The 13848-nt window shown below is 65.3% G+C and carries 10 protein-coding genes and 1 pseudogene; 7 read left to right on the top strand and 4 right to left on the bottom strand.

Going from position 1 to position 13848, the window contains the following annotated elements; genetic code table 11:
• From AC5P74_RS01290 to AC5P74_RS01280, 3 genes are all read left to right on the top strand, one after another.
• Entirely contained in the window at positions 1-354 is a 354-nt protein-coding gene (locus tag AC5P74_RS01290) for an SH3 domain-containing protein (RefSeq protein ID WP_197632781.1), read from the top strand.
• On the top strand, positions 351-1745 hold the full coding sequence (locus AC5P74_RS01285; RefSeq protein WP_070490180.1) for a dihydrolipoamide acetyltransferase family protein: 1395 nt from the start codon (positions 351-353) through the stop codon (positions 1743-1745). The genes AC5P74_RS01290 and AC5P74_RS01285 overlap by 4 nt, the downstream gene beginning before the upstream one ends.
• Positions 1746-2009: 264 nt before the next feature.
• A complete protein-coding gene (locus tag AC5P74_RS01280) occupies positions 2010-2960 on the top strand; it encodes a hypothetical protein (RefSeq protein ID WP_495204804.1) in 951 nt (316 codons plus the stop codon).
• 36 nt (positions 2961-2996) lie between these two features.
• On the opposite strand, the gene AC5P74_RS01275 is transcribed toward AC5P74_RS01280, so the two are convergent.
• Entirely contained in the window at positions 2997-3383 is a 387-nt protein-coding gene (locus AC5P74_RS01275) for a VOC family protein (RefSeq protein ID WP_053497723.1), read from the bottom strand.
• A gap of 339 nt (positions 3384-3722) precedes the next feature.
• Between AC5P74_RS01275 and AC5P74_RS01270 the strand changes: the two genes are divergently transcribed.
• Positions 3723-5195, top strand: coding sequence for a S1 family peptidase (locus AC5P74_RS01270; protein WP_005419930.1), 1473 nt, complete (start codon positions 3723-3725; stop codon positions 5193-5195).
• Between the two features lie 55 nt (positions 5196-5250).
• Here the strand turns inward: AC5P74_RS01270 and AC5P74_RS01265 are convergent, their stop codons facing one another.
• Positions 5251-5958, bottom strand: a complete 708-nt coding sequence (locus tag AC5P74_RS01265; RefSeq protein ID WP_495204762.1) for a helix-turn-helix transcriptional regulator — start codon at positions 5956-5958, stop codon at positions 5251-5253.
• The gene (locus tag AC5P74_RS01260) at positions 5958-6593 is read right to left on the bottom strand and encodes a Rossmann-fold NAD(P)-binding domain-containing protein (protein WP_171957630.1); all 636 of its coding nucleotides are present in this window, start codon (positions 6591-6593) and stop codon (positions 5958-5960) included. Before AC5P74_RS01260 ends, AC5P74_RS01265 begins: the two co-directional genes overlap by 1 nt.
• Positions 6594-6698: 105 nt before the next feature.
• Between AC5P74_RS01260 and AC5P74_RS01255 the strand changes: the two genes are divergently transcribed.
• Positions 6699-8237, top strand: coding sequence for a GGDEF domain-containing protein (locus tag AC5P74_RS01255; RefSeq protein ID WP_495204761.1), 1539 nt, complete (start codon positions 6699-6701; stop codon positions 8235-8237).
• Positions 8238-8332: 95 nt separating this feature from the next.
• Here the strand turns inward: AC5P74_RS01255 and AC5P74_RS01250 are convergent, their stop codons facing one another.
• Positions 8333-9259 (bottom strand): DUF808 domain-containing protein, encoded by a 927-nt coding sequence (locus tag AC5P74_RS01250; protein ID WP_053497730.1) that lies wholly within the window; start codon positions 9257-9259, stop codon positions 8333-8335.
• A 207-nt stretch (positions 9260-9466) separates the two neighbouring features.
• On the opposite strand from AC5P74_RS01250, the pseudogene AC5P74_RS01245 reads away from it, so the two are divergent.
• Positions 9467-11113, top strand: a pseudogene (locus AC5P74_RS01245) (ABC1 kinase family protein); the annotation flags it as partial.
• Positions 11114-11358: 245 nt separating this feature from the next.
• Positions 11359-13464, top strand: a complete 2106-nt coding sequence (locus AC5P74_RS01240; protein ID WP_070490188.1) for a phosphoglycerol transferase I — start codon at positions 11359-11361, stop codon at positions 13462-13464.
• Positions 13465-13848: the final 384 nt, after the last annotated feature.

Here is a 13848-nt window from a genome sequence, read left to right as displayed (position 1 = left end):
ATGCGGGCCCGCCTTCTGGGGGCTTACCGCAGCCAGTATCCCAACCCGCTCCGGTTCCACGCCGGCCAGATCGTCGAAGTAGGTGTACGTGACGAGGAATGGCCGGCGTTTGCCTGGGTACGCACCAACGATGGGCGCGCTGGATGGGCGCCCATCGCCTGGTTGCAGCTGCTGGACGAGGGTCGCGCCGAAGCCCTGTGCGACTACGACGCCCGCGAGCTGGATGTGGAAAGCGGCGAGATGGTGAAGCTTCATCACGAACACGGCGGGTGGTGGTGGTCCGAGCGCGCCAATGGCGCGACGGGTTGGCTGCCGGCCCGCGAACTGGAACTGCTGGAAGAGAACTGCAAATGAGCCAGACCAAGAACTTCAACCTGCCCGACCTGGGCGAAGGCCTGCCGGACGCGACCATCGTCGAGTGGTTCGTCAAGGAAGGCGATGTGATCAAGCTGGACGAGCCGCTGGTGTCGATGGAGACCGCCAAGGCCGTGGTGGAAGTGCCCTCGCCGTTCTCCGGCAAGGTGCTGAAGCTGTCCGGCGCTGCCGGCGACATCATCCCGACCGGTTCGGTGCTGGCCAGCTTCGAACTGGACCCGAACCTGCCGCAGCGCGCTGATGGCCAGGACACCGGCCACAGCCATGGTCACGCCGCACCGGCGGCGCCGGCTGCCGCACCGACCCCGCCGCCGCTGCCGGCTGCGGCCGCTCCGGTTGCCGCCGAGGACGCCAAGCCCGCCGCGGCCGAGCGCGATGACGCCGGTACCGTGGTCGGCGCGATGCAGAGCTCCAATGCCGTGCACGCCGAGCAGGCGCTGGCCGTCGGTGGCGTCAAGGCCGTGCCGGCCGTGCGTGCGATGGCGCGCAAGCTAGGCGTGGACCTGAGCCGCGTGGCCGCTACCGGCACCGATGGCGCGGTGACCATGGCCGACGTCAAGCAGGCCGCCGCCAACGGCACCGCCAAACTCGGCGCCGCCCCGGCACCGGTTGCCGCCGCGTATGCCGCGCCGGCCCCGGCGCAGGTACCTGCCCCGGGGCAGAGCGAAGCCCGCACTCCGCTGTCCGCCGCCGGCAAGCCGATGCGCACCCAGTCGCCGGGCGTGGTCGCCAAGGGCCAGCCGGAACCGCTGAAGGGCGTGCGCCGCAACATGGCCCGCGTCATGGCCGACGCGCACAGCAAGGTCGTGCCGACCACGCTGAACGACGACGCCGACATCCACGCCTGGCTGCCGGGCAACGACGTCACCGCCCGCCTGGTTCGCGCCATCGTCGTTGCCGCACAGAAGGTGCCGGCCATGAACGCCTGGTTCGACGGTGAAGCGCTGACCCGCACCCTGCACGCCCAGGTGGACATCGGCATCGCCGTGGACACCGACGACGGCCTGTTCGTGCCGGCCCTGCGCAATGCCGACATGCTCGATGCACGCGGCATCCGCGAAGGCGTCAATCGCCTGCGCGAGCAGGTGGAATCGCGTTCGATCGCCGCCTCGGAACTGAGCGGCTACACCATCTCGCTGTCCAACTTCGGCATGTTCGCCGGCCGCTACGCGACCCCGGTCGTGGTGCCGCCGTGCGTGGCCATCGTCGGTGCCGGCCGTGCCCGCCACCAGATGACCCCGGTGATGGGCGGCGTGGAAGCGCACAAGGTAATCCCGCTGTCGGTCACCTTCGACCACCGCGCGGCTACGGGTGGTGAAGCCGCCCGCTTCCTGCGCGCGATGATGGACGACCTGGCGCTGGCCAGCTGATCCAGATGATCGGTGGGTGCCAACCTCGGTTGGCACATGAATTGGAAAAACGCCGGGCACTGCCCGGCGTTTTTCTGTACCTGCTCCGTCGCGCTCCATCCACGCATGGCGGGGATCCACTGGGCTCTCCGACCGTCGGTTGAAAGCCCAACGAAGCATTTTGAGAATAGTTGCATGGATTCCCAAGAGCAGCTCAATAGCATTGAGCCTCTCTGCAGACGTCGAACTTCCGTGATTGAGACACCACCCACACTCGAAGAATTCATGAAGGCGGGCAATGATTTTTTCCGCGCCTCTCCATTCTTCCTACGGTTGACGAGGGATGAGGATCCGTCAGACACGAACTGGGTCCTTGGCATCATCTTCCTGCGCTGGCTCGCCCGAAATCACGCTTTCCTTGACGCATCGGTCGGCTCTACGGTGGCAGCCGCCCCCTCGCCAGCAGATGCCTTGGCATGCATCGAAGGCGCCTTCCAGGACGAAATCCCCGGCGCTGCGTTCGACCCGGAATTGCTGGAGTTCACCGTTCGCTACTTCTGCATGGCCGCTCCCTACTTTTCGGACTTCTTCTCGTTGTTCCCTCAAGACGCCATGCCTTCGCCGGACGCCATGTGGGACAAACAGGAGCAGGTATACGCAATTATCGACTCCCGTCTGCAGTCATGGCGCAACGGCGAGCCCATCCTCCGGGCGGTCATCCCCAATGCCGATCAACAAAGACACGCCGAACAGGCTACGCCGCTGGACGCTGACGTCTGGATCTCAACACTGGCAACGCTATCGGATGCTGCGGTCACCCACGAAGGTGATCGTGCATACGCCAACCACTTCTACAGGCCACTGACAAAACCACCGTCAGTAGAAGTCGTCCTTGCGGTCATGAGGGAGTTCCTCCGGAACCCGCCACATGACGCGTCGATCATGTGTGCAGCCGATAACTTCCTGTCGGATATTCCGCTCTCCCGCTACATCAAAGCGTATTCCATCCTCGCACCCGACCTCTTGGACGTCTCTTCAGATGCTGCGCTCAATCTCTTCAACTATCCGGGCAGTGAATTAACGCCACGCCAGGTCCGACAGTTCACCAAAGAGCTCAGGCGATGCAATCCAGGCCGCGACGTGGTCGCAGAGCTGGCCCAGCTGGCCATTGAATGGGATTCGGAAGACGACGAGACATTTTCAATCGTCATCGAAGCCGCACAGAAGCATGGCTAGGTCCAGGAGCCGGAACATACCGGCTCCCTCCCCGAATCAATCGCGCGCGACCAAGCCCTCGGCGCGGCTGTACACGCGCAGGCGGTGCCCATCCGGATCGGCACCGACGAAGGTGTGGCCGAACTCCAGCGTCACCGGCGCCTGCAGGATCTGCACGCCGAGTGCGCGCCACGCATCGTGCATCTGCTGCACAGCCTCCGGGTTGGCCACCACCATCGCCAGTTCCGCGGCGCCGGCCTGCGCGGACACCGGCGGCTGCACGTCATCGCGCTGCCACAGGCCGAGTGCGGCGCCATCGCCGAGCAGGAACAGGGCAAAGCCGGGCGACTGCTCGACCGGTGGTTTGCCGAGAATGCCGCTGTAGAACGTGGCGCTGGTGGCGACGTCGCGCACGTACTGCAGCAGGGTGCTGGGTATGAACATGGGGAACCTCCGTTGTTGGGAGCGTTCATGGTGGAACACGCCTGCTGACATACTCTGTCAGTAGATCAAGCGGATGAAATCGATCGGGTAGAGCCGATCGTCGTTCGAACATCTCGCGTATTTCGGGCACTTCCGCCATCGGATGGAAAAACAGGCGACCCGCTGTGATCTCGCGATATATCGCAAAGCCAAGTCATGATGGGAGCTGTCGTCGGCGATGAACCTTCGCTCGGACCAATCAAAGGGAGACGCAGTTACCAGTTGCAACAGACAGAAGTGATTTAGAGTCAAATGCAGATGGAACGCCACTTCACGTAATACACATGAAAAGGAAAGTTCATGACCACAATACGCAGTTATCTCCCGTTGTTGGCAGCCATCCTCACCGCCTCTCCCGCCCTTGCGGACGACGCCCCCAAGGATGTAGCAATACAGCACTACGCGGAAACCATGCACATAGGCACGTTCGAAGCCGCGCAACGAATGGATGCGGAACGGGCCGCAGGTAAACTCAGCGCACGGCTTCAGAGGGAGAAGCCGGAGACGTTCGCCGGCCTTTACATCGAGCACTCCCCTGAATTCAGGATCGTGGTGAGGTTCACCGGCGATGCCTCACGCCAACTTTCTGCTTACACCAAGGACCGCCTCTACGTCGCAGAAACCGCGCCACGTTCTCTCGAGCTTCTCCGCGCCACCCAAGAGGAGGTGTCCGATCAGCTCGTCAAGGCCGGCATTGAGTTTGCAGCCACGGTAAACACGAAGATCTCTATCGTAGAGGTATATGTACGTGATCCCGATGCCGTACGCGCCAGACTTTCCAAACTTCTCTCTGTCGCCGACTTCATCCACATAAAAGAGACCACAGGTTTCATAGAGCCAACAAACACCGTAGCGGGCGGGCGGCGACTGGAAGGCTACCAGCAGCAGCTCTGCACAGCCGGCTTCAACGTGGTCGAAACTGCAACTCGCGAACTAGGCTTGGCCACTGCCGGTCACTGTGACAATGACAATTATCAGCGCAATCCAACCGCTCGCATTCTGTTCAAGAGTGAACGCAACAAAGGATCTTACGACGTTCAGTGGGGTGCACAGCAGCGTGGCGGCGTCATCTTCTCCCAGTCGAACGAAATCATTGTCGATGGGGAAAAACTGACGATAACCGATGAGGCATCACTTGCCGACATGACACCAGGCACAACGGTCTGCAAGTTCGGCGTAACGACCGGTCGCACATGCGGATCCATCAAAGACGCAGAGTTCGCAGCCAACTGGAATGGGGAAGCCGGCACCTACGTCCAAGTCGTCAGCCTTGATGGAACCGTGATGAACAAAGGCGGCGATAGTGGTGGCCCCGTCTATGCCGGCAACTCGGCCTACGGCCTTGTTCATGGCAGGGGAAACGACGGCTCTCCTTGGGCGAATGACCTTTTCTTCATGCCCATAGAGAGGATGTCCACCCTGGGCGTGGCTACCTTGACGAAGCCATTTCAGCTGGACAGCGTTCCGAACGTGTCTGGAACAGGCGCCAGTGTTACTGCCACGATGAACTTCAGTGGGTATCCGAGGTTTCCGGTATATATCAACCTCGAGATCTTGACTTGTCCTGCCGGATGGATCTGCAGCGGTGGCCGCGCCAAAGTCGACAGGAACATCCCATCCCCCATCACCTTCACTTGGGGTTGTACACCAAGTAAACCTGGTGAACCTCAAGTTTCGAGAGTCAGGACATTCTTGGAAGATGCGTCGGGCCTCGTAACCCAGGCCATAGAGTCGACGATTACCTGTACCACCCCGGCCTCCCCCGGCACATAGCCCACCAGCTGTGTAAGCCCACCGCGTTGACGCACAGCGCCATTCCTCGATGTGGTTATGAGCGATCCAGCCAGTCGGGTGCAATGCCCTGCGCCTTCTGCCAGCGCCGCAGCAGGGTGGCGCGCGGCACGCGGTAGCGGTCCTCCAGCACACGCACCTGACGGATGCGATCCAGCCGGAAATGGCGGAAATCCTCGCGGTGCTCGCACCACGCCGCCAGCATCGGCACCTCATCGAAGTAGCCCAGCGCGAACGGCCAGACGATGCGCGCGCTGCGCCGGCCATGCGCATCTTCGTAGCCGAACTTCAGGCGCTGCTGCGAACCCACGGCTTCGCGCACGGCCTGCAGGCGTGCAGGGGGCACCTTGGCCGCAGCACGCGAAGGTCCCACGCGCAGGCCACTGTCACGCAATGCCTCGCGGCGTGCCGCAGGCAACACATGGGCGATACGCGCCAGGGCATCACGTGCGGCCTCGGCCAGCGCCGGCTCGGTGCGCGCGGCGACCCAGCGCAGGCCCAGCACCAGCGCGTCGATTTCGGCCGGTGGCAGGGTCATGGGAGGCAAGGTATCGCTGGGTGCCAGCTGGTAGCCGACCCCGGCCTCGCCACGCAGGTCGGCGCCCTGCTCGCGCAGGGTCTCGATATCGCGGTACAGCGTGCGCAGGCTGATGCCCAGCGCTTCGGCCAGCGCCTGCCCGGCCACCGGCCGTCGATGACGGCGCAGCAGCTGCAGCAGCTGGGTCAGGCGCAGCGCTCGCGACATCAGCCGACCAGCGTGCTCGACGCCACCACGTGCTCGCCCGGCTGCGGGGCCAACGCAGCCTCGACCAGCGCCCTGGCAATCTCGGTGGCCGGATTGATCCGCCACGCACGCGGCAACACCGGTCCCAAAGCACCCAGCACCGTCAGTGCCAAGCGTTCGCCGCGACGCACCTCGTTGCGCTCGCCCCCGATCAGGCCTGGGCGGACCAGGGTCAACGAGTTGAATCCCAGCGCGCGCAGGTCACGCTCCAGCTCGCCCTTCACCCGGCTGTAGAAGATCGACGACTGTGGATTGGCGCCGGCTGCGGAGTTCAGCACAAAGGCCTGCGCACCCTGCGCCTGCGCCAGGCGGGCGAACGCCAGCGGATAGTCGTGGTCGATACGGTGGAAGGCCTCGCGGCTGCCGGCCTGGGCGATGGTGCTGCCCAGCGCGCAGATGACCGCGTCAACGCGGGCCCATTCTGGCGAAGTGGGCAACGCGTCGAATGCCAGTACCGGGTTCTCCAGCTTCCCGTGAGTCAACGCCACGGGGCGGCGGGTCGGGGCAACCACGGCGCCGCAGCGTGGGTCGTCCAGCAGCCTGCGCAGGGTCAGCCCACCGACCAGGCCGGTCGCCCCCAGCAACATCACGCGCATCACCACCTCCACTGCGGCATCCTGTCGCCCATCCTAGCCGTTCAAGCCCTCGGCGGCCGCGCCGATATGCTGGAACCAGTCCCTGCCAGCCCCAGGATTCGCTCCATGACGGACCAGCCCGACCACCGCCCTGCCCCCGGTACCGCCCTTGGGCCGCCGGCACGCGTGCGCGCGGTGGTGGACGATGGGCGGGGTGACCGCGTAGTGCTGCAGGGCGGCGGTGGCGTGGCGCTGCAGCAGCTGTTCGCAGGCGCCGATGCGCCGGAACCGCTGCTGGCGGCGTTCGCCAACGGCATGGCCACCCTGCCCGGCGAACTGGGCGACATGGGCGACCGCCTGCAGTCCGCACAGGCCAGCGCCGATTGGCCGCGCTATGGGCGCGCGATGCGGCAGCTGATCGACAAGTACATCCGCACCATCGAGCAGCATTCGCCGGACGGGCAGCCGGAAAGCCTGCGCCTGTCCGAGCAGCTGCGGCTGCTGCTGGGCGGTGCGGTGGTGGCCCTGCTGCAGCACGACCCGGACCTGCGCGAGCAGGCGCAGGCGCTGGCCATGCGCCTGCGCCAGTGGCAGCCGGGCACGGCCCTGGAACCCATCGAACAGGGCGTGCGCGAACTTGGCCACCAGGTCGGCGTGCGCGCCGAAAGCTGGCAGGAGCAGCAGGCGCTGCTGCTGGAGCTGTTCGCGCTGCTGCTGGAGAACGTCAGCGAGCTGCTGGACGACCGCAGCTGGCTGCAGGGCCAGATCGCGGCGGTACGCCAGTTGCTGGACGGTCCGTTGGAAGCGGAAGCGGTCGAGCGCACCCGGGCCGAACTGCGCGAAGTGATCTACAAGCAGGGGCTGCTGCGCCAGGGCATCGACGATTCGAAGGCGGCGATGCGCGGGTTGATGGGCGAGTTCATCGAGCGCATGGATGGCATGGCCACCAGCACCGGCGAATACCACGACCGCATCGGCAGCTACGCGTTGCAGCTGCGCGAGGCGCGCAGCATCGCCGACCTCAACCAGCTGCTGCAGGAGGTGATGCGCGATACAGGCAAAGTGCAGCAGCAGGCCGCACAGGCCCGCGATCACCTGGCCAATGCGCGGCAGGAAGTGGAGCGCGCAGAGCAGCGCATTGCCGAGCTGGAGCAGGAACTGCGCGCCGCTGGTGACCTGGCACGCATCGATCCACTGACCCAGGCGCTGAACCGCCGTGGCCTGGACGAACTGCTGGAGCGCGAGCTGGCCCGCGCCGCACGCAACAACTCACCCTTGGGCGTGGCCGTGATCGACCTGGATGATTTCCACCAGACCAACGACACGCATGGGCATGCCGGTGGCGATGCGTTGCTGCAGCACCTGGTGGCCGTGTGCAAGCTGCTGCTGCGCGCCACCGACGGCATCGCACGGCTGGGCGGCGACGAATTCGTGCTCGTGCTGCCGGAAACCCAGGGCGCCGACAGCATGGCCACCGTGCAGCGCCTGCAGCGCTCGCTGGCCCATCGCGTGCTGACCGTGCAGGACCAGCGCGTGCCGGTGCATTTCAGCGCCGGGCTGGCGCAGTGGCAGCCCGGCGACGATACCGAGACCCTGCTGCGGCGCGCCGATGACGCGCTGTATGCGGCCAAGCGGCAGGGCAAGAACCGGGTGCAGGCGGGGTGATGATCCAGCGTGCGGACTCTGTAGCGCCCGAGCCGATGCTCGGGCGGCGGCGCGGAGCGCCGTAGAGCAGCCGAGCGTGGGCTCGGCTCTACAGATTACTTCCCGCGCAGCTTCTGGAAGCCGGTCACCGCCGCGAGCACGACGGCACCGGCGATGATGCCGACCACCATGTTGGCCGCAGCACTGATCAGCCAGCCCCACTGCCCTTCGCCGCCCAGCGCCTGCACCGCGTGGTGCAGCGCCGGCACGTTGTGCACCAGGATGCCGCCGCCGACCAGGAACATGGCGATGGTGCCGGCCACCGACAGGAACTTCATCAGCCACGGCGCCGACGCCACCAGGCCTCGACCGAAGGCGGCAATGGCACCGCCCTTGCGCGAAAGGTACAGCCCAACGTCATCGAGCTTGACGATGCCCGCCACCAGTCCGTAGACGAACACGGTCATCGCCAGTGCGACCACGCTCAGCGTGAGGATCTGGTTGGTGAACGACGCAGTGGCGACCACGCCCAGGGTGAGCACGATGATCTCGGCCGAAAGGATGAAGTCGGTGCGGATCGCGCCCTTCACCTTGTCCTTCTCCCACGCGACCATGTCCACCTGCGCGTCAGCCAGCGCCTTGCGGCGTTCGGCCTGGCGCTCGGCATCGTCGTCGGAGGAATGCAGGAAGCGGTGCGCCAGCTTCTCCACGCCTTCGAAGCACAGGAAGGCACCGCCGATCATCATCAGCGGCACGATCAGCGGCACGTTCCAGCCGCGACTGCGCAGCCAGGCTTCCAACGCACTGATCGCCAGGGCCGCCGGCACCAGGATCACCTTGTTGACCAGCGAGCCCTTGGCCACCGCCCACACCACTGGCAGCTCGCGGTTGGCGTTGACCCCGGTCACCTGCTGCGCGTTCAGCGCCAGATCGTCGCCCAGCACACCGGCGGTCTTCTTCGCGGCGACCTTGGTGAGCACCGAGACATCGTCGAGCAGGGAGGCGATATCGTCGAGCAGGGCAAACAGGCTGGCACCGGCCATGGGGCGTCCAAGAATGGGAATGAGCGGATTCTGACCGATCCGCCGGCCTCTGCGATAGCTGCGGGGTTCACCGCATGCCCACCTTCCCCCGGCGACACTGCCGAATCCGGACATTGCCGGCCAGCGGCCGGCACTACCGTCCTTGCCGCATGGGAGTTCCGCTTGAGCAATCCGCCCACCGCCAATGGCAATCCTCCGCTGGTCAAAGGCATGAACCGGCGCAGCCAGATCCTGCGCCTGCTGCTGCGCTACCGCCATTCGGGCGTGTTCTCCGGCATGAACCTGGACGCCGCCAGCAACCAGGCCGACGTGCCCGCCGATGGCAACCCGGAACAGTTCGTCAGTGACCTGGAGGCCCTGGGGCCGACCTTCGTCAAGCTGGGCCAGATGCTGTCCACCCGCCCGGACATGGTGCCGGTGGAGTTCGCCACCGCCCTGGAGCGCATGCAAGAGAAGGTGGCGCCGATCCCGGTCGAGCGCATCCACGCCATCATCGAGCAGGAGCTGGGCGTGGGGGTTAGCAAGCTGTTTGCCTCGTTCGATCCCGAGCCGTTGGGTTGTGCGTCGATCGCGCAGGTACATCGCGCGGTACTGCACGATGGCCGCCAGGTGGCGGTGAAAGTGCAGAAGCCCGAGGTGGCCGCGCAGCTGCGCTCGGATCTGGAGGCGCTGCGCAGCTTTGCGCTGGCCGCCGATCACCTGACCCAGGTGGGCCGCCGCGTGCGCCTGCGCGACTGGCTCAACGAGTTCGCAAAGACCCTGATGCAGGAGCTGGACTACCACGCCGAGGCCGAGAACCTGGCACGCTTCGGACGGCATCTGCGGCCCTTCCGCCGCCTGTGGGTACCGCAGCCGATCTGGGACTACAGCAGCCAGCGCGTGCTGACCATGGAGCTCGCCACCGGCGTGCGCGTGGATGCGATCTCTGGCGTGCGCCGCACCGAGCAGGACATGGATCCGCTGGCAGCGGCGCTGATCCGCGGCTATCTGGACCAGATCTTCGTGCATGGCGAGATCCATGCCGACCCGCACCCGGGCAACCTGCGGGTGATGTCCGATGGCCGGCTGGCGATCTTCGACCTGGGCATGGTCGCGCACATGCCGCCGCGCCTGCGCGAGCGGCTGCTGAAGATCCTGTTCGCCGCCGTCGATGGCCGCGGCGAAGAAGTGGCCGACGATCTGATCAGCATCAGCACGCGGCTGGAGGCCTTCGACGAAGAGCGCTACCTGCGCGAGACCGGCCAGCTGATCGCGCGCTACGCCGCCAGTGGCAGCTTCTCCGAAGGCCGCGTGGTGCTGGACATGGTGCGCATCGCCACCGCCTGCGGCCTGCGCACGCCGCCGGAACTGAGCCTGCTGGGCAAGGCCCTGCTCAACCTGGAAACCGTGTGCCGGCTGCTGGCACCGGAGCTGGACACGCGCCGCATCGTCGAGCGCCAGCTGCAGCACGTGATGCGCGCGCGCCTGAAGAAATCCCTGTCGGCGGCCAACATCGCCAGCGAGGCGATGGAGCTGCAGCAGCTACTGCGCGATGGGCCGCGCAAGCTGTCGGACATCATGGCGCTGCTGGCCGAGAACCGCCTGCAGATGAAGGTGACCGGGCTGGAAGAATCGCGATTGATGGAGAACCTGCAGAAGATCGCCAACCGCGTGGCGGCCGGCATCATCAGCGCCGCGTTGATCATGGCTGCGGCAATGATGATGAAGATCGACACCGGCTGGCACCTGTTCGGCTATCCCCTGATCGCACTGATACTGCTGCTGATCGGCGTGGTGCTGGGACTGGGCATCGTCACCAGTGCATTGCTGTTCGATCGCCGCGCGCGGGCACGCGAGGAACGCGGGCACCGCTGATGCATTGGCGAAAAAGCCGCGTATTCATGCGGTTTTTAATGCAATCCAACGAAGCGTTTCACGCTCGTTTTACCTTTGCGGCGTGATTGCGCGCGCGTCATTCCAACAAACATTTCAGTCAGGTTCGTGCATGCACTATCGGGTCATCGGCCTGTCATGTGGATGTGCTTGCAGCAGCGCCGGTCGGATGGACACGCGTCGGTACGACGTCCATCACCACCACCCCGTCACTGCCGAAGCTGCCTATGCTCTGGATACTGCTGTTGTCGTTGTTGCTGCTGTGCTGGCTGTTCCTCGCGTCCGACAAGTGGGTGTGGTGGAAGGCCGGTGCATTCTCGCTGCTACTGCTGATGCTCAGCGCGTGGTGGCTGATCGACAAGCTGTCCGGGGATGGGCTCAACGCCGCCACGCTTTATCACCTCGGCGCCGACATGGAAGGCGCTGGTGTCTCCGACTTCAAGGGCTACATCGCCGGCTTCATCGTGCTGGCGCTGGTCTCGCTGCTGCCGCTGTTTGCCACGCGGGTGAAGCGCTGGCACCGGCCCGGCCACGGTGGTGCGCTGTTCGCCGGTTTCGCGACCGTGTGGGTGGCCACGATCCTGATCAGTCCGCTGGCCCGTGACGGCCAACGCCTCTACCAGCAGCTGCGCCCGGTCGATTTCGCCCGCATCGCCCCCGAGTACCAGGTGCCGACGCAGCCGTTGCAGCGCCCGCGCAACATCGTATGGATCTACGGCGAGAGCCTGGAACGCACCTATCTGGACGAGGCCGTGTTTCCCGGCCTGATGCCCAACCTCAACCGCCTGGCATCCGAGTCGCTGGACGTACGTGGCCTGGCCTCGGCCGAAGGCAGCGGTTGGACCATCGCCGGCCTGGTGTCGTCAATGTGTGGCGTGCCGCTGACCACCTCGCAGGGCGACGAGAACAGCATGGACCGCATGGGCAGTTTCCTGCCCAAGGCGGTGTGCCTGGGCGACTACCTGAAGCAGCAGGGCTACACCAACCATTACCTGGGCGGCGCCAACGGCCAGTTCGCCGGCAAGGGCCAGTTCCTGGCCAGCCATGGCTTTGACGAAGTGCATGACCTGGCATGGTTCAAGCAGCAGAAGAAGATCGGCCGCATCCACTACTCGGCCTGGGGCGTGCACGACGACGTGCTGCTGGACACCGCCTACCAGCGCTTCGAGCAGCTCTCACGCGCCGGTTCACCGTTCATGCTGACCACGCTGACCATGGATACCCACCACCCGGCGGGCCACCTGCCGGTGTCGTGCAAGGGCGAGCGCTACCGGAGCGGGTACGGCAACATCGGCCTGCTCAATGCACTCAAGTGCACCGACCGCCTGATCTCACAGCTGGTCGAGCGTATCCAGGCCAGCCCGTATGGGAAGGACACGCTGATCGTGATCGCCTCCGACCACCTGGCGATGCCCAACGACCTCAGCCACGTGCTGGCCAAGCAGAAGCGCGAGAACCTGCTGCTGTTCCTCGGCGACGGCATTGCCCCGCAGCAGCTCAGTGCCGACGCTGGCACCACCCTGGATTCCGGTGCGACCCTGCTCGGCCTGCTGGACCCGAACCTGAAGACGATGGGCTTTGGCCGCTCGCTGATCGACCCGCAGCGCGCGCCCAGTGCCAGCGTGGCCGCGCGGCGCGATGATGGCCGCGACTACCCGCAGTACCTGGCCTTCGCCCGTTCGCTGTGGCTGGGCCAGCCGACCCGCGAACTGAAGATCGATGGCGATGATCAGGTGGTCGTTGGCCTGCAGCACGTGCAGCCGCCGGTGCTGCTGGAGTACGACAAGGAGTGGGGCTTGAAGTCGGTGTACCTGGAAAACACCTCGCGCCAGTTCGATGATGCCAACCCGGACAACACCCTGGCCTACGTCGACCGTTGCACCGCGTTCGAGGACGGCTCGGCCGATGGTGACTGGTGCGCCCTGCTCGTCAACCGCGACAACGGCTTCAAGCTGTACCGCGACAACGACCTGCGCGGTGGCATCGCGGTGGATGCACCGCTGGATACGCTCCAGGGCCCGCGCCCGAGCGTGCGCCAGGCACACATGATCACCCAGAAGGGACGCCGTACGCGTGCCGGCCAGTACATGCTGCAACTGGTGGCGAGCACGCGCCCGGACCGCGGTTTCTGGATCGAAGCGGTGTCCTCGCAGCGCAAGGTGGTACTGGCCCAGCAGTGGGTACAGCCCGATGCCAACGGCAAGATCAACGTGTCGTTCGGGTTGGATCACGAAGTGGACGATCTGGAGATCCGCGCGTGGTTGAACCACGCCGAGAAGCTGGCGGTGGATACGTTCGCACTGGTGCCCTCGCGCAGCCGACCTCGGGGGTAGGGCTATTTGCAGGGCTGCGCCCTGCACCCGTGGTAGTGCCGGCCGCTGGCCGGCAACCTCAGAAGCAACCGCAACAGCTGGCATTCCGTGGGATGGCGGGGCGGTGTGGGTTGGCAGGACACGCCGTAAACCCGTCCATGGGGGCTCGATGGCGCCATCCATGGCGCCAACGGTCCTGCCAACCCACACCGCCCCACCTTTGACAGCTTCCGTGTGCTGTTGGTGGGTGTCGACCTTGGTCGACACACTCTGTCAGTTATCGAAAATCAAAATGGGGTCAGATCCGTTTTCCTCCGGAAAACGGATCTGACCCCAAAAGCAATTCCAAAAGATCGCGGAAAACTGTCGAAGGCGGGGTGGGTCCGGTTGCGGGGGCGTGAGCCG

The organism is Stenotrophomonas sp. YJH_SMC_94-11, from assembly GCF_059370435.1.
This window is presented reverse-complemented; position numbering and strand designations above follow the sequence as displayed.

What these genes read in the sequence shown, in the direction of transcription:
- AC5P74_RS01285 (WP_070490180.1), top strand. Translation starts at nt 351, where the DNA reads ATGAGCCAGACCAAGAACTTCAACCTGCCCGACCTGGGCGAAGGCCTG.
- AC5P74_RS01250 (WP_053497730.1), bottom strand. Translation starts at nt 9,259, where the DNA reads ATGGCCGGTGCCAGCCTGTTTGCCCTGCTCGACGATATCGCCTCCCTG.
- AC5P74_RS01255 (WP_495204761.1), top strand. Translation starts at nt 6,699, where the DNA reads ATGACGGACCAGCCCGACCACCGCCCTGCCCCCGGTACCGCCCTTGGG.
- AC5P74_RS01260 (WP_171957630.1), bottom strand. Translation starts at nt 6,593, where the DNA reads ATGCGCGTGATGTTGCTGGGGGCGACCGGCCTGGTCGGTGGGCTGACC.
- AC5P74_RS01240 (WP_070490188.1), top strand. Translation starts at nt 11,359, where the DNA reads ATGCTCTGGATACTGCTGTTGTCGTTGTTGCTGCTGTGCTGGCTGTTC.
- AC5P74_RS01265 (WP_495204762.1), bottom strand. Translation starts at nt 5,958, where the DNA reads ATGTCGCGAGCGCTGCGCCTGACCCAGCTGCTGCAGCTGCTGCGCCGT.
- AC5P74_RS01275 (WP_053497723.1), bottom strand. Translation starts at nt 3,383, where the DNA reads ATGTTCATACCCAGCACCCTGCTGCAGTACGTGCGCGACGTCGCCACC.
- AC5P74_RS01290 (WP_197632781.1), top strand. Translation starts at nt 1, where the DNA reads ATGCGGGCCCGCCTTCTGGGGGCTTACCGCAGCCAGTATCCCAACCCG.
- AC5P74_RS01280 (WP_495204804.1), top strand. Translation starts at nt 2,010, where the DNA reads ATGAAGGCGGGCAATGATTTTTTCCGCGCCTCTCCATTCTTCCTACGG.
- AC5P74_RS01270 (WP_005419930.1), top strand. Translation starts at nt 3,723, where the DNA reads ATGACCACAATACGCAGTTATCTCCCGTTGTTGGCAGCCATCCTCACC.